Origin of the sequence: Magnetospirillum sp. LM-5, assembly GCF_902729445.1 — a bacterium.
Lineage (GTDB): Bacteria > Pseudomonadota > Alphaproteobacteria > Rhodospirillales > Magnetospirillaceae > Magnetospirillum.
On sequence record NZ_CACVCE010000023.1, the window covers coordinates 13,181 to 28,117 of the forward strand.

Annotated in this window: 12 protein-coding genes; all 12 read right to left on the minus strand. The window is 59.4% G+C overall.

The features are described from left to right. Window positions 1–14 precede the first annotated feature (14 nt). Window positions 15–1,853 (minus strand): asparagine synthase (glutamine-hydrolyzing), encoded by a 1,839-nt coding sequence (gene asnB / locus MTBLM5_RS09700; protein ID WP_173975921.1) that lies wholly within the window; start codon window positions 1,851–1,853, stop codon window positions 15–17. After that, window positions 1,854–3,401, minus strand: a complete 1,548-nt coding sequence (locus MTBLM5_RS09705; protein WP_173975922.1) for a glycosyltransferase family 4 protein — start codon at window positions 3,399–3,401, stop codon at window positions 1,854–1,856. After that, window positions 3,398–4,645, minus strand: coding sequence for a glycosyltransferase (locus MTBLM5_RS09710; protein WP_173975923.1), 1,248 nt, complete (start codon window positions 4,643–4,645; stop codon window positions 3,398–3,400). Before MTBLM5_RS09710 ends, MTBLM5_RS09705 begins: the two co-directional genes overlap by 4 nt. Next, window positions 4,642–5,589 (minus strand): methionyl-tRNA formyltransferase, encoded by a 948-nt coding sequence (locus MTBLM5_RS09715; protein ID WP_173975924.1) that lies wholly within the window; start codon window positions 5,587–5,589, stop codon window positions 4,642–4,644. Before MTBLM5_RS09715 ends, MTBLM5_RS09710 begins: the two co-directional genes overlap by 4 nt. After that, window positions 5,568–6,320 carry a hypothetical protein gene (locus MTBLM5_RS09720; protein WP_173975925.1) on the minus strand — a complete coding sequence of 251 codons (753 nt, stop codon included), beginning with the start codon at window positions 6,318–6,320 and terminating at the stop codon, window positions 5,568–5,570. The genes MTBLM5_RS09715 and MTBLM5_RS09720 overlap by 22 nt, the downstream gene beginning before the upstream one ends. Then, entirely contained in the window at window positions 6,317–7,222 is a 906-nt protein-coding gene (locus MTBLM5_RS09725) for a class I SAM-dependent methyltransferase (RefSeq protein ID WP_173975926.1), read from the minus strand. The genes MTBLM5_RS09720 and MTBLM5_RS09725 overlap by 4 nt, the downstream gene beginning before the upstream one ends. Window positions 7,223–7,234: 12 nt before the next feature. Then, window positions 7,235–8,506 (minus strand): ABC transporter ATP-binding protein, encoded by a 1,272-nt coding sequence (locus MTBLM5_RS09730; protein WP_173975927.1) that lies wholly within the window; start codon window positions 8,504–8,506, stop codon window positions 7,235–7,237. Further along, window positions 8,503–9,339, minus strand: a complete 837-nt coding sequence (locus tag MTBLM5_RS09735) for an ABC transporter permease (RefSeq protein ID WP_173975928.1) — start codon at window positions 9,337–9,339, stop codon at window positions 8,503–8,505. The genes MTBLM5_RS09730 and MTBLM5_RS09735 overlap by 4 nt, the downstream gene beginning before the upstream one ends. Continuing rightward, window positions 9,336–11,234 (minus strand): asparagine synthase (glutamine-hydrolyzing), encoded by a 1,899-nt coding sequence (gene asnB / locus MTBLM5_RS09740; RefSeq protein ID WP_173975929.1) that lies wholly within the window; start codon window positions 11,232–11,234, stop codon window positions 9,336–9,338. The genes MTBLM5_RS09735 and asnB (MTBLM5_RS09740) overlap by 4 nt, the downstream gene beginning before the upstream one ends. Before the next feature lie 6 nt (window positions 11,235–11,240). Continuing rightward, window positions 11,241–12,227, minus strand: a complete 987-nt coding sequence (locus MTBLM5_RS09745; protein ID WP_173975930.1) for an NAD-dependent epimerase/dehydratase family protein — start codon at window positions 12,225–12,227, stop codon at window positions 11,241–11,243. A 10-nt stretch (window positions 12,228–12,237) separates the two neighbouring features. Next, complete coding sequence (locus MTBLM5_RS09750; RefSeq protein ID WP_173975931.1) at window positions 12,238–13,164, minus strand: bifunctional 2-polyprenyl-6-hydroxyphenol methylase/3-demethylubiquinol 3-O-methyltransferase UbiG; 927 nt, start codon at window positions 13,162–13,164, stop codon at window positions 12,238–12,240. A gap of 128 nt (window positions 13,165–13,292) precedes the next feature. Further along, complete coding sequence (purH, locus tag MTBLM5_RS09755; RefSeq protein WP_173975932.1) at window positions 13,293–14,873, minus strand: bifunctional phosphoribosylaminoimidazolecarboxamide formyltransferase/IMP cyclohydrolase; 1,581 nt, start codon at window positions 14,871–14,873, stop codon at window positions 13,293–13,295. Between the last annotated feature and the right edge of the window lie 64 nt (window positions 14,874–14,937).

Sequence of the window (14,937 nt, forward strand, 5' to 3'; positions counted from 1 at the left end):
TGCAAGGCGATCTGCTATTGCAGGCTCTCGGGGTGAGTTTCCAGCCATTGTGCCAGGACCAGGATGTTCCAGATACGAGCTGATGCGTCAGTGGCGACCGAGTGGCCGGCCAAAAGTCTGTCCAAGGCGGCGGGGTCGACCACGTCCAGCAACACCGTGTTTTCGCGAAATTGCCGGCGAAGCTCGTCGATGCGGCCAGCCAGCCAGGGGCCCATCGGGAGGCCAAAGCCCATCTTGCGCCGCTCAATGATGTCGGCCGGGAAGCGTCGGCGGGCAAGGCGGCGCAGCAATACTTTCTTTTCGTACCGCGCGCCATCACGGACAACGCGTTGTTCAACGGGCAGCGTGGCCGCCAATTCGATGAGTTCGTGGTCAAGAAGTGGTGAGCGGACCTCCAGCGAATTGGCCATCGAGGCGATGTCCACCTTGGTCAGGATGTCGTTAGGCAGGTAAGTGTGCAGGTCGCAGAGCTGGAGACGAGACACCAGCGGGACCTCGAGTGCGTCCAGGAAACTGCGGACAAAATCGCTTCGATCCGATACCGCAGCTGCCCAGGAGCCCCGCAGTAATTGCCGGCGATCGGCTTCGCGGAAATGGCCATAGCATCCCTGGTGGAGCGTGGCCAGGGACGGGGGCTGTTTGGACCTCGACGGAAAGCACCTCAGTATCCGGGACAGGACGCTGCCGCCGGGACCACCGGCAAGGTCAGGTCGGACATCGGACAGGATCGATTCGTAGGTGTTGTAGCCGGCGAATACCTCGTCGCCACCGTCGCCGGACAATACCATCTTCACGGAATCCCGTGCCATTGCCGAGACGTGCCAGGTCGGGACCGCAGAGGAATCGGCAAATGGTTGGCCGTAATGGCGGACAAGGTCCGGTAGGATGTCCAGGCACTCCGGCCCAAGTACCCGGCTATGATGCTCGGTCCCCAAGATCTCGGCCACCTTGGCCGCGGGTGCCAATTCACTGTAGGCCTCCTCGGCGTAACCGACGCAGAAGGTCTGGACCGGATGGTCCAGCAGTTCGGCCATATGTGCCACCACCAGGGAGGAATCGATCCCGCCACTGAGGAATGCGCCAAATGGAACATCGCTCATCAGCCGAAGGGCAGTCGCCTCCCGGATCTTGTCCTCGATCAGTCGATCCCATTCTTCGACGGCAAGCGTCCGGTCTATGCTGAAGCGGACATCCCAGTAACGGCGGATGTCATGGCGGCCGGTTCTGAGGTCGATTTCCAGCACGTGGCCGGGTTCCAGGCAATGGACGCCTTGGTAGATGGTGAGCGGTGCCGGGACGTATTGCCAAGCCAAATATTGGTCGAGTGCTTCGGCATTCAGTTTCCAGGGGCCCAGAGTCTGCCACAAGGGTTCCAGCTCGCTGGAAAAGGCCAGGCCCCATGACCCGAATGTGTAGAAAAGCGGCTTTTTGCCGACCCTGTCCCGGGCCAACAATAACCTGCCGCGCTCTTTGTCATGGAAGGCGAAGGCGAACATCCCGCGCAGGCGTAAAATCGCATCGGCACCCCACTGACGGCAGGCGTGCAGCAAGGTTTCGGTGTCTGAGCGGGTCTTGAAGACATGCCCAAGCCGCTGCAACTCGGCACGGATGCTCAGGTGGTTGTAAATCTCGCCATTATAGGTCAACGCCGCCCCATCGACCGTCATCGGCTGTATCCCGCAAGCGATGTCGACGATCGCCAATCGGGTATGTCCGAAACATACGCCGCTGTCAGCATGCAGGCCGAAACCATCCGGTCCGCGGTGGCGCATGGCAGCGCAGCCCTTTTCCACTATTTCCGAGGCAGGCGGTGGACAGCCGGGTAGCGAAACGATGCCGAAAATTCCGCACATTCAGTCGAATCTCCAGCCCCAGCCGTGGCGGTCGGACAGTTCGTGGTAGACTTCGATCATGCGACCGATGACCAGATTTGATGAATGGTGTTGGCGGAACCACGCCAACCCCGCGATGCCGACTTGCGCACGTGTCTCTTCGTCGTCGAACAGTGTCTCCAAGGACTTGGCCACTGCTTCGTCATCGGGGGCATGCACCACCGGGGGCAGAACCGGGAAGCCCCAGCTGTGAGTTTCATGGTTCAAGTTCGAGATTACCGGTTTACCGCAGGCCAAGCCCTCGGGGACCACCGCGCCGAAGGACGCCAGGCCGGGATGGAATTGGTCGCATATCACATCGGCGGCACGGTAGAAATCCAGCATGCACAATTTACTGCGGATCGGTTCCCAGTGGACGCGGTCGGCAATGCCCAACTCAGCGATCAGGGCCTTAGAGAGGTCCACTTCCATGCCCCATTCGAAAAAGATGACGCTGGCGCGAATTTCCGGCCGGTTGGCCATGAATTTGGCGATGCCACGGATCAACACATCGTTGGCCTTGAACCAACTGTTCGGGTTTGCGTCCGGGGAGTGGCGCCAATGATGGCGTGCTGGACACAGAATCAGGTGGTCACAGTCCAGTCGTTCCAGCAGTTCCTGGCGGATCGGGCTCTCGCCAGGGTGGAAATGGTCGTCGTCAATCAGGTGGGGGATGAACACCCAATTGTCGAGCTCCAATCGTTTGGCCGAGGCGATGCAATCGACGTTGGTGATGAAGACCTTTTCGGCCTTCTTCAGCGCTAACCTGTAGAGGCGGCCACGGGCGGAATCTTCGTAAGGGAACTCCCGCATGGTGCCGTGTTCGTAGCAGATGAACGGCTTGCCCGGCGTTCCCAGCAACGGGTGGATCGGGTCTAGGGAGTAGCCTTGGATCAGCGGAAAATGGGAGAAGACAGGGGCATGCATCCGCGCTCGGCCGATGTGATCCAGGACGTCCTGGACCGTCAGGGGTGTCGGCGCGTCAGGCAGCAATCGGTCGTAGTCGGCAATGACGGTGGTGGCGAATTCCTTCAAGGCCCGCCCTTGATCGGGTTCCCCGGCCAGTCTGGCCAGGTTGATCATTTCTCGCAGCCGGGACGCCGTTTGGTGCATGCCAAGCGCAGACAATCCGGCCGAGACGGCTCGGCGCAACGGTGCGGCACGATGCCCTATGGCGGCGCGCCCGATCCGGCCGCGCAGGCTTTCGGTCGGCGTATCGACCGGCTCTGCCGGGGGGCGGTTGCCACCGTCTCCGGCCATCCGATCGGCCAGTTCGGGCAAATCGCCGCAGGACAGCCCGTGGTACCACGCTGGGCGCTGGAACTCTCCGACGTCGATTTGCGACCAGTCCTGGTCGAAATGAGCCACCGGCTGGGTGATTCTCACTTCATTCCACTCGGGCTGACCTTGGCAATGGGTGTAATCGACGTTCAGGCTTTCCGCCATGACACCGCGGCGGCGTAGGTATTTGCAATGCAGGTAGCCGTTGTTGAGGATGTTTCCGACATGCAGAACGTGACGAAGGGTCATTGCTTGGCCGCCAAGATGGATTTGTATTTCTCGATTACGCGTTCGGTCAGAAGGTCTGGATTATGGTATCTATGAACATAGTCAGGCCCCCTGAGGCCGACAGCCTTTAGCTCATCTGGCTTATCGAGCCATTCTTTCAGGACGGGATAGACGTTGGCTGGATCGGCGATGATGATCGGGCATTCTGGCATGTGCTCGATGTATTCTGGGCGAATATATGAAATATTTGGTACGCCAAGCATCATAGTTTCTATGTTTGCATTGTTATAGTATCCCATAAGCAGTTTGCCGACATACAAATCAGCACTTTTGTAAGCGGCGATTGCCTCGCGATAGGTCTGCTTTATGACCTCTATCAGCTCTACGGCGTATCCTTCACGCTGAAGGCGATTGACCGCAGCGCGAATGTGCGAGACGCCGTCTACGCCAGCGTGGTTCGAACTTGTGACAATCCGGAACAGCCCTTCGTTACGCGGGAGGGGGGCTATCGCGTCGAAGTCGACCTCGACCGGATGGACGAATGGCAGGTGTTCTGCCGTGGGCATGAAGTCCAACAGATCGGGGGTGGTGACATAGAAGTGATCGCCATAGCGACGGCCAAGGTCGATCAACTGTCGTTGTCCCGGGTTGTCACACGAGCCTTCGGGGTAATCGCATTCGGCGCAGGCATTGAGCGTCCCACGCAGCGACAGATTCACCTCGCGGCTTCTGAGGTCGCAGCCGCGATAGTGGATGACGATTCCCTTTCCCAACCTGCGGAGAACGTCCAGGTCGTAACCATCCTGGAACAAGAATGCATTGAAATGATAGTGGATAATGTCGTATCTGGCCATAACGGTCCACAGTAGCCATGCGGATATAATCTCACGGAACAACGCATTCGTGTTCATCGGAACTGAATAGTCATAGCCAATTGTCAGTCTATCATTCTTGGTTGTGTTGACAGCCAGAAATGATGACCTAATGCCGTGCCGCCGTAATAGGCGAGAAAGCATATATTGTTTGTGTGAGCTCAGGGATACCTGCAGCACAGAGCGGAGCTCGCGGGGCTTGTGACGATAGATGTTGAATCCGATCCAGGCCGCCAAAGGCCGGATCAGGGGGCGAATTAGAACGTGAAGCGTCTCGGCTATCAGCAGCGCCAGTGATGCCGGATGACGTAACATCCACACCCCGCGGATGATGCGATTGCGGGTTCGCTTCTGGATTCCAAGCCGATCAGCACATTTTCCCAGCCAACTCATGATGGAATTGCCCCATTCCGTCCCAGCCGCGTATGGGACATCCTGATAATTTCGGCCGCCGGTCGGCGTTCCTGCCCCAGTTCGGACACACTTTGCAGCCAAACCAGCCCCGCACCGCAGGTGACGGCCACCTCCCCATTGCGGCGAGCGGCCACATGCCCAGGAACGGCGAGATAATTGGACTCTTCATAACGAGCCCGCCATACGGTCAATCTGCGGTCACCCGCCCAGGTGAACGCTCCGGCGAAAGGTTCCGACGAGGCGTTGACAAGGCGGACGATCGTGCTGCCATCACTGTTCCAGTTCACCTCGCCGTCCTCGGGTCGACGGGGAAAGCAGCGAAAACCCTCGGCGGTCTGGGCGGTTCCGGCGGGTGGGCCGGCTTGGCGCATCGTGGTGAATAGTTCGCTGGCCATCTCGGGCGTAGAATTTTCCCAGAACGCGTAGAATTCACCGATACGTGTATCTAGCGTGGCCGGCATATGGCGCTTTGCTAGGATGTTGCCTGCATCCAGCCTATCGGGGTCCATCCAATGACAGCACACGGTTAACCGGGGCTCACCCTTGAGCAACGCCCAATTCGGGCATGCATTACCCTTGTAGTTGGGCAAATCGCCGGGATGGACATTGACGATTCCATGGCGCGTGAGGGCAATGGCTTCGCTGCGGATCAGCCGAGGCCAGTTGACGCTCAAGCCGGCATCGACTTCGGCATCGGCCAAGGCGCGGAGCGCTTCGCCCCCATTGACGTCGTCGGAAAAGACAAAGCGGGCGCCGGCCCGTTCGGCCAGGGAGGCGAAATCGGCCCGCCCCCGGGTATATTCCGGTGCTTCTGTAGCGGTGATGATCAACGGGATATGGAATCCGTCCGCCAGCAGCCGCTCGGCCGCCGCATAGAGAATTTGGGTCCTCCCGATCACGGCTATCTTGAATGATCCTGCCATATTCCTATGACTTCGCTAATGGTGTGGGTCTGGCCACTCGACAGATGATCGGTCAGTTGATCGAAGAACGTCGAGACCCCGGGGGAGGTTCCCACCAGCGGCTTAACCGCTGCCTCGGTCTGGACTGAAATGCCGCCTCGTGCCTGAAGGGTGTCGTAGGTTTCCATGCTTGAACTGTTGAGGATCAGGTGAATTGGGTGGAAATCGAATACTCTGAACCCGGCGCCGTCAAAGAATGCGGCGGTGGACGACCAGTCCTGCCCGCATGTGATCGCGACATTGTCCTGGAAGATGTGGGCGAGGCGGGTCATTTCCGCTCCTTCCCGGGAATATCGCAGTCGATGAGGGACAACGTGCGGAGCGTCTCGGAGGAATATCGAGCAGTCGATATCCAGGCCATAGTCCTCTACCATTTGTCGCAATAGGCGTTCGGACTGGAACAGCGAATGAGTCCGAACGCTACGGGCTTCCGGGAATAGGGATCGGCAATGGTCAAGCACCTGGGTCGGGTTCGTCCCATGTGTGCTGCCTGGAAGAAAATTGGGGTGCAGGCCGATCTCGAACAAATCGGCCCTGGCGTTGATGGCGGCAAGGGCAGGGCTGGTGTGGGTCGCAAACCATGTTGCTTTGACATTCTTGTCAATTAATTTGCTCGCCACCCGCTCGATCATCCAGTCGGGAGCCCAGTCGACGTCCAGGGTGATGCAGTGGAAAGTGCCCTGAGTGGTCATGTGGTCGGCTGTTCACGCGGCTTCAATGCATAGAAATAATGGTCGATCTCGACCTGAACCCGGCAGGAGGACTCGATCTTAAAATATGGGAGAATGCTGCTTTCAAAGGTCTCCCGGGTGAAATGGAACAGGTGATAAGCGTCCACCGGGCGGATATCGGGGTCGGTAGGATCATAGGGGGGGGCTTCGGCCATGAAAGTGACCCAGACCAGGAAATGTCCGCCGGGGATAAGCACCCGCCGGATTTCCGAGTAGGTGCGGTCAAGCAGAAGGACATGATCAATCGACGTTCCAGATATCACCACGTCGAAACTGTGATCCGGCCACGGCAGGTGCTCGCCGACACCGTTGGCGAAATTGAACGGGTGACAGTCCGGTGACGATATGGGATCGATCCCGTAGATCAGATCAAGAGGGTAATCCAACAGGTAAAGCGGGACCGGCTGCGGCCCACATCCGATGTCCAGGACGCGTCCTTGCAGGTACGGATAGGCGAACTTCTGGAAGTAGCTGCCGGAAGGGTGGCCGGGAACGCTGCAACTATGCAGCGGGAATCCCTCATAGGCATTACTGTTGACCGTTAACAATTCTCTCCACTGAGCGTAAGCGCCCGGGACGCGCTTTTCGAGGTCGGCAAATGCCTCGTCGAGAGCGAGGCCGACCGGAGGGAGCCGCGGCCACGGCGTCGTATCCGGGGGCTGATGCCGCGCCGCTTTGCGTGCCAAGATGTAGGCCATGGCAAGCATGTGCTTGGTGATTTGGTCATTCCGCTGTTGTTCACTGTCAATATGCCGCCGAAGTCGTTCGGTGTTCGTCAGCAGGTCCGGTATGGCCGAGGAAAGCCGTTTGAATTCCTCCCAAGCACCAAAGATGCGGCGGATCGGAGCCAGCAATTTCCTCACGGTCACGTTCTCCTAGGCAATTGCCTGGCATGCCCAACTTACGGATGGGTAGAACACGGTTGGTTCTGGGAACCCATCTCGAGCAACACCAATATCATACATGCAGTGGCGGTACTCGTAAAAATCCACAGCGTCTGGGATGTTGGGAAGGATCCCGAGGGAGACGATGTAGCGTCCTTCACAAAGTTGCAGCGGGTCAACGCGAGCCTCAATCCACCCGCTGCGGTGCTGTGCGCGCCGGAAGTCGGCATCAAAATATCGGGCCAGTTCGGCGTCGGAGTGAACCCGATTGGTGTTGAAGTGGCAGACGTTGACCATATCCGATTTCCGATGGATCGCGACAGCCAGCCCGATGGTTTGCGATGGCTCGCCTTCGCCGACCCAACTGTAGGCGACTCGGAGCCGGAACGCGCCTCCAAACCTGAAATAGTCAGTCTCCTGACCCGCTTCGTCCATGAAGGTCACCCGGTCGATGACATAGGGGCCCTTGCGGAAGACGTTTTCACCCGTTGGCGTGGTGGCGACGGTGCCACCGGCCTCGGATGTCACTTGGCGGTGGATGGCGTACTCGTAACTCCGCGTCACATCGACCGCCGTTCCATCCTCCCGGATGCGGCCTTTGTCCAGCCAGATCGCGCGGGAGCATAATTGCATGATCGCATAGGTGGAGTGCGACACGAAGATTGCGGTGCTGCCGCTTGAGCAGATCTCGCGGATACGTCGCACGCACTTGGCCGCGAACGCGGCGTCCCCGACGGCCAGCGCTTCGTCGATGATGAGGATTTCGGGGTCGACGCTGATGGCGGTGGCAAATGTCAGGCGCGCTTGCATGCCGCTAGAATAGCTTCGGAATGGTTGGTCTATGACGGCTTCGAGTTCGCTGAAGGCGATGATGTCGTCCATCTTTCGTTCGATCTCGTCGCGGCTCATGCCCAGGCATAGACCGCCCATGACCACGTTGTCGCGGCCGCTGTAGTCAGGGTGGAAGCCGCTTCCGAGTTCTAGGATGGCCGAGACGCGGCCGTTGATCGTCACTTTGCCCTCGTAGCGACGTAACGTGCCGGCCAGAATCTTCAGCAGGGTGCTTTTTCCGGCGCCGTTCAAGCCCAGAATTCCCAGGATTTCACCCTTGCGGATGTCAAGGTCGATGTCCTGAAGAGCCCAGAATTCCCGGTGACGCTGACGACCCGTCAGCAACTCAAGGGCAAGGTCTAGCGGTCTGCCGTAGATGGGGTACATCTTCGAAAGGCCGCGGACCTGGATGATCATTTCGGCTTGGCTCATAGAACGTTACCCACCCAGGGGCGCAGTCGGCGGAACATGCGATACCCAGTTACGAAGACCAGGACGCTGCCACCCATGAAGACGATCCAGGCGATCGGATGTTCGATCCGGCCGTAGAAAAGCGCATCCTGATAACACCATGTCATGTACGAAAAAGGGTTGAAGTAAAGAATTGGCCTCAGCATTTGAGGAACCCAGTCAGGCAGGTAAAAAACCGGCATTGTATAGATGGCAACCAGCGTTAATACCTGAATGATGTCCTTGATGTCACGCAGCAGGGCGCCAACGATTGCCAGGGCAAAGGCAATTCCCAGCATCAGAAGCAATTGCGCCAGGGCCAGCACCGGCAGCAACAGGTAAGTTGCCGGGGGAATGCCGGCGACGATGATGGCATAGGCGATCATGATCGTCAGCGTGACGACCTGCCCGGGAACAACCGCTAGGACCACCTTGATGGGCAGCACCTCGATGGGAAAGACGACCTGCTTGACGAGGTTGGCGCTGCCAGTAAGGGCCGAGCAGGACCTGATCATCGCCTGCTGGGTGCTCAGCCATGGCAACAGGCCCGACATCATGTAGCCGGCAAAATCCAACGGAATATCCGCTGTGCCGCCAATGCGCGCATTGAAGATAAAGTTGAAAACGAAGATATAAACCGCCATGTGGATGAGTGGGTGCATCAGTGACCAATAGGCCCCCAGCATCTGGCCGGCATATTGCTCGCCGATTTCGCGCTTGGTCAGCGCGACGATCAGATGACGGCGCGCCGCCACGATGGTCACTCCTTCCACAAAGGCGCGGGCGACGTGGACGGGGTGGATGATCCGGATCATCTCGGCTCCGTCGGTGCGGCGTTGGAGAATTGCTCCAGCCAGTTCTCGATATATAGCAGTGACCAGATCAGCAATCGCCTGTTCTCGCGCCCTTCAAGGTGGTCGAGAACGAGGGATTGAATCGATTTGAAGTCCATCAAGTCGTAGATTCTGGCCGAGCGGTTCAATATCTTGCGGCGAATGTAGTCAATGCTTTCCCCCTTGAACCAACTTGCATCCGGGGCCGAGAACCCCTGCTTTTCACGTTCGGCCACTTCGGGCGGAATGTAGCGGGCCATGACCTTGCGCAGCAAGAGCTTGCCGTCATTTGTCTTCTGAAAGTAGCGTGCGGCTTTCTGCCCCGGATCGTTCTCGTTCATACGGATCACTTCCGACAACCTGCCAAGCTTCAGGTGAGCCGGAAGCGCCATGGCGAAATCCACCAGGTCATTGTCGAGGAAGGGAACCCGAGTTTCGACCCCGTGCGCCATCGAAAGCTTGTCCTCGACGACCAGAAGGCCATGCAAGAAAGTCTTGGCCTCGAAATACAGCGAGTGATGAACGTAGTCCTCGGGCGTGCGCAACGATGATGCGTGGTGCTTGAACACGTCGCGGAAAATTGCATGCGTGTCGATGTGGGATACCTCGCTCCAGATCGGCGCCAGCACGGATGGCAGCGACCCGCTGGGGATCAGGCGTTGCCAGAAAGCGTAATACTTGCTGACATAATCATCGAAGTCGCTGTTGACGACCGTCCGGTAGTAGCGCCATGGGTAGCCGCCGAACAGCTCGTCGCCACCGCCGCCAGACAAAACGACCCCGACGAAGCGACTGGCCAATTGGGCGGCGTAGAAATTGGGATAACACTGGCCGACCCGAGGTTCTTCCAAATGATGAACCAATCGCGGCAGTACTCGCTCCATATCACCGGCTTTCAACACCATCTCATAATGTTCGGTCTTGAAGGCGTAGGACATTTGTTCGGCGGCCGGGCGCTCGTCAAAATTCATTTCGATTCCTGACGCGGACGTCAGGTCGAACCCGCAGGTAAACGTGCGCATATATGGGATATGTCGCGCGGCGACGGCGGTGATCGAGCCGGAATCCATGCCGCCGCTGAGATAGCTGCCGACGTCGACGTCGCTGATCAACTGGCGCTTGACCGCTTGGCAGAATAGGTGGTCCAGCTCCTCGATATACTCGGCCTCGGGCTTCGGAGACGATGGCTCGTGGAAGCTATAATCCCAGTAGCGCGTATCCGCGTTCACCCGGCCATTCCTGACATCCACGCTGATGTAGGTGCCCGCCGGGACCAAGCGGACACCGTTGAACAGCGTTCGATCGGTGAAGAAGTTTTGGAACGTCATATACTCAGTCAGGCCGGCAAGATCGATTCCTCCGGGTGCCGAGGAGTGGGCTCGGATTGCCTTGATCTCCGAGCCGAACATTAGCGTGTTGGCATGCTGGCTGATGTAAAGCGGCTTGATGCCGTACCGATCGCGAGCCAGCAGCAAGCGTCCGTCATGACGGTCGAGGAAGGCCAGCGCGAAGAAGCCGTTGAAGCGCCTTATCGCGTCGTCACCCCACTGCGCCAAGCTGTAAAGAACGACCTCGGTATCGGACTGGGAACGAAACTCCCACCCTTTCGCCACCAGTGCAGCCTTGAGTTCGCGGAAGTTATAGACCTCCCCATTGTAAACCAGCACGAATCGCTGGTCGGGCGAGAACATGGGCTGACTGGCAGCCTGGGTTACGTCAATAACCGCAAGCCGTGCGTGGCCCAGTCCAACTGCGCCATCGGCGAACGTGCCACGTCCGTCTGGGCCGCGATGCCTGATTGCATCGATCATGACCTCGATCGCCGACAGCGAAGCCGGGGCACCGTCAAGGTGTACGATTCCTGCGATGCCGCACACGGTCGGTCACCCGCCTCGACGCTGGGCGACCTCGGCCATATGGCTCTTTCGCCAGTCGATAAGGCGGGACAAACCTTCGCGCAATTCGATGTCCGCGTCGAATCCGATTTCCTCACTGGCCCGCTTTGGGCAGCCGATCCGATTGCGCACCAGGGTCGCCTGGCTTCGCGGCGCGTAGGTGATTGGATGCTTGCAGCCGGTCAATTCAATGATCATCTCGGCAAGTTCCCTGAGCGAGGTGCGCTTGCCGGTGCCGACATTGTAGAAACGATCGACCGAGGAGGCTTTCATGGCGCAGACATTCGCCTTGGCGCAATCCTCGACGGCGACGAAATCGAAAGCCTCGCTGCCATCGCCCATGATGGTCGGCCCCTGTCCAGCGTCGATGGCATCCAGCATCTTCATGATTACCGCGATATAGGCACCCTTGTAGTCCTGGCGTGGGCCATAGACGTTCATGTAGCGCAGTCCTACCATGTTCAGGCCGTAGCGGTGATGGAACGAGCGTGCCATGGCCTCGCCGGCGATCTTGGTCGCGCCGTAAAAATTCTTGTTATTGAAAGGGTGGTCTTCGGTCATCGGTTCCTGGACGGCGTCGCCGTATACCGACGCTGACGACGAATAGATCAGTCTGCTGACGCCGGTCGCGACGCAGGCCTCCAGGACGTTGAAGGTGCCTCGGATGTTGACGTCGAAGGCCGCTCGAGGAAAGTCATGGCACTGCAGTAGCCACAGAGCCGCGAGGTGAAAGACGCCATCGGCTCCTTTCAGGGCCGAGAGCAGGATATCGGTCTGGCAGATGTCGCCGCCGACATCGTAGACCTTGACCCGTGGGTCTTTCAGCGCCTCCGACAAGTTATCCTGTGTTCCGCGCACAAAATTGTCGTAGACGACGATTTCTCTGACGTCTTCGCGCAGCAATGCGTCGATCGTGTGGGAGCCGATCAAACCGGCCCCTCCGATGACAACGAGCCTCTTTCCTTGAATGTCCATAGCCGAGGCCTCATACCTTGCGAGCGGAAATGTGAAGATTGCGCGTGTCCACTGTTTGGCGGATATCGCAGAAGCCGGCCTCGATCAGCCAACTTTCAATCTCCGCAAAGGAGTAGAGGTCGGCGACGAGCGGCGAGATGGCGTCGAAATATCCTTCGATATGCAGGGGGCCGTTGACCAAGAACTTCTGTTGGGCCATAGCCTCGTTGACCGCGTCCAATCGTTCCGACAGCCCCATGTTCCGGGTCTTCCTGCGCCAGCATTCGTACTCGGCAACGGCGCGATAATCATCGATATAACCCTGGCGCGGTTCTCCATAAATCATCATGAAGATATACCCGCCGGGTTTGACGAGAGGGTGAACCCGGGAGAAGGCGCCATAGGTGTCGCCAGTGTGGTGCAAGACGCCGAAGGACCAGACCAAGTCGAATTGTTCATTGATGTCAAATGGCTGAAGCAGGTCGATCTGGCGGGTGCGGTGGGTGGGGTAGTCGGCGCACGCCATGGCACAACGTTCGAGCCCATGTTTCGACTGGTCGACGGAAAGTACTTCCGCTCCCATCGTGCTCATCGCCCAGGAATAGCGACCTGCACCACACCCGACATCGATCACCTTCTTGCCTTGGAACCATTCCGCAGGCAGGCCTGTGAATTGGCAGACATAACCGGCTGCGTCCTTCCTAAACTCTTCATTATCAAGGTTATAGCGTCCGGGAGGGAGAAGGTCCCATTGGAAATCAAAACTGGACCTGGTTTGCCGGGCATAGGGCAGATCGTTGATGACCGGGGCACTGAGATAGCGCAGCAGAGAGACGTTTCGCGACAGCTCATATTCAAGGTACTCGACCTGCGCCTCAAGCATGGATAGCCGCTTTTCCACACCCAGACGTTTCCGAAAGGACTGGAGGCGCCGGAAGAGTTTGGAAACGATGCGCATGGTGATGACGGGACCAATATGCTGCTTGAAGGGACGACCACCCCGGCCCGTATATCACGGTTCCGGGGTTCGTCCAACCGGGCCGGTCGCCGACGGTCAGCCAGCTCCCACTTTGGCTTATTCCAAGCTTAATGCCGGAAGTGGCGCATCCCGGTGAACACCATGGCCAGGCCCTTCTCGTCGGCCGCGGCGATCACCTCGGCGTCGCGCATCGAGCCGCCGGGCTGGATGATCGCCGTGGCACCCGCCGCCGCCGCCGCCAAAAGGCCGTCGGCGAACGGGAAGAACGCATCCGACGCCACCACCGAGCCGACGGTGCCGGGCTGGGCCAATCCAGCGGCAGTGGCGGCTTCCTGGCTCTTCCAGGCGGCGATGCGGCTGGAATCGACCCGGCTCATCTGGCCGGCGCCGATGCCGACGGTGCAGCCGTCCTTGACGTAGATGATGGCATTGGACTTGACGTGCTTGCAGACGCGGAAGGCGAACAGCAGGTCCTTCAGTTCCTGATCGGTCGGCGCCCGCTTGGTCACCACCTTCAGGCCTTCCAGCGACACGCGGCCGTTATCCTTGTTCTGGAACAGATAGCCGCCCGATACCGCGCGCAGCGTCATGCCGGCGCTGGTGGGGTCGGGCATGGCCCCGGTGACCAGCAGGCGCAGGTTCTTCTTGGCGGCGAAGGCCGCCACCGCCGCTTCGTCGGCCTCGGGGGCGATGACGACTTCGGTGAACAGCTTGCAGATTTCCTCGGCGGTGGCGCCGTCCAGCTTGCGGTTGATGGCGATGATGCCGCCGAAAGCCGAGACCGGGTCGCAGGCCAGCGCCGCCTTGTAGGCCGACACGATGTCCGGGCCGGTGGCCACGCCGCACGGATTGGCGTGCTTGATGATGGCGACGGTGGGGGCCTCGAACTCGGCGGCCAGCTCGAAGGCGGCGTCGGTGTCGTTCAGGTTGTTGTACGACAGTTCCTTGCCCTGCAGCTGGCGGGCGGTGGCGATGCCGGGGCGCTGGTCGGCGGTGACGTAGAAGGCGGCCTGCTGGTGCGGGTTCTCGCCGTAGCGCAGGCTTTGCTTCAACTGGCCGGCCACCACGACGCGGCGCGGGAAGGTGTCGCCCAGTTCACGCGCGAACCACTGGCTGATGGCGGCGTCATAGGCGCCGGTGCGGGCATAAGCCGTGGCGGCCAGATGCTTGCGCAGGCCCAAGGTGGTGGCGCCGCCATGGGCGGTCATCTCTTCCATCACCCGCTGATAATCCTCGACATCGACCACCACCGCCACCGAATCGTGGTTCTTCGAGGCGGCGCGGATCATCGCGGGCCCGCCGATATCGATGTTCTCGATGGTGGTGTCGTAATCGGCGCCCTTGGCGACGGTCGCCTCGAACGGATAGAGATTGACCACCAGCAGATCGATCGGATTGATGCCGTGCTCGGCCATCGCCGCCTCGTGCTCGGCATTGCCGCGAATGCCCAGCAGGCCGCCATGCACCTTGGGATGTAGGGTCTTGACCCGGCCGTCCAGCATTTCCGGGAAGCCGGTGTAGTCGGCCACTTCCACCACCGTCAGGCCGGCATCGCGCAGGGCCTTGCAGGTGCCCCCGGTCGACAGGATCTCGACGTCGCGTTCGGCCAGGAACCGGGCGAACTCGACCAGGCCGGTCTTGTCGGAGACCGAGAACAAAGCGCGGCGGATCGGGCGAAGATCGGACATGAGCATCCTAGCCTTGTGTCAGGTGTTTGCGGTTACGGCGATATAGCATAGGTTCCCAGCTAAA

What these genes read in the sequence shown, in the direction of transcription:
- asnB (WP_173975921.1), bottom strand. Translation starts at nt 1,853, where the DNA reads ATGTGCGGAATTTTCGGCATCGTTTCGCTACCCGGCTGTCCACCGCCT.
- MTBLM5_RS09705 (WP_173975922.1), bottom strand. Translation starts at nt 3,401, where the DNA reads ATGACCCTTCGTCACGTTCTGCATGTCGGAAACATCCTCAACAACGGC.
- MTBLM5_RS09710 (WP_173975923.1), bottom strand. Translation starts at nt 4,645, where the DNA reads ATGAGTTGGCTGGGAAAATGTGCTGATCGGCTTGGAATCCAGAAGCGA.
- MTBLM5_RS09715 (WP_173975924.1), bottom strand. Translation starts at nt 5,589, where the DNA reads ATGGCAGGATCATTCAAGATAGCCGTGATCGGGAGGACCCAAATTCTC.
- MTBLM5_RS09720 (WP_173975925.1), bottom strand. Translation starts at nt 6,320, where the DNA reads ATGACCACTCAGGGCACTTTCCACTGCATCACCCTGGACGTCGACTGG.
- MTBLM5_RS09730 (WP_173975927.1), bottom strand. Translation starts at nt 8,506, where the DNA reads ATGAGCCAAGCCGAAATGATCATCCAGGTCCGCGGCCTTTCGAAGATG.
- MTBLM5_RS09735 (WP_173975928.1), bottom strand. Translation starts at nt 9,339, where the DNA reads ATGATCCGGATCATCCACCCCGTCCACGTCGCCCGCGCCTTTGTGGAA.
- MTBLM5_RS09745 (WP_173975930.1), bottom strand. Translation starts at nt 12,227, where the DNA reads ATGGACATTCAAGGAAAGAGGCTCGTTGTCATCGGAGGGGCCGGTTTG.
- MTBLM5_RS09750 (WP_173975931.1), bottom strand. Translation starts at nt 13,164, where the DNA reads ATGCGCATCGTTTCCAAACTCTTCCGGCGCCTCCAGTCCTTTCGGAAA.
- purH (WP_173975932.1), bottom strand. Translation starts at nt 14,873, where the DNA reads ATGTCCGATCTTCGCCCGATCCGCCGCGCTTTGTTCTCGGTCTCCGAC.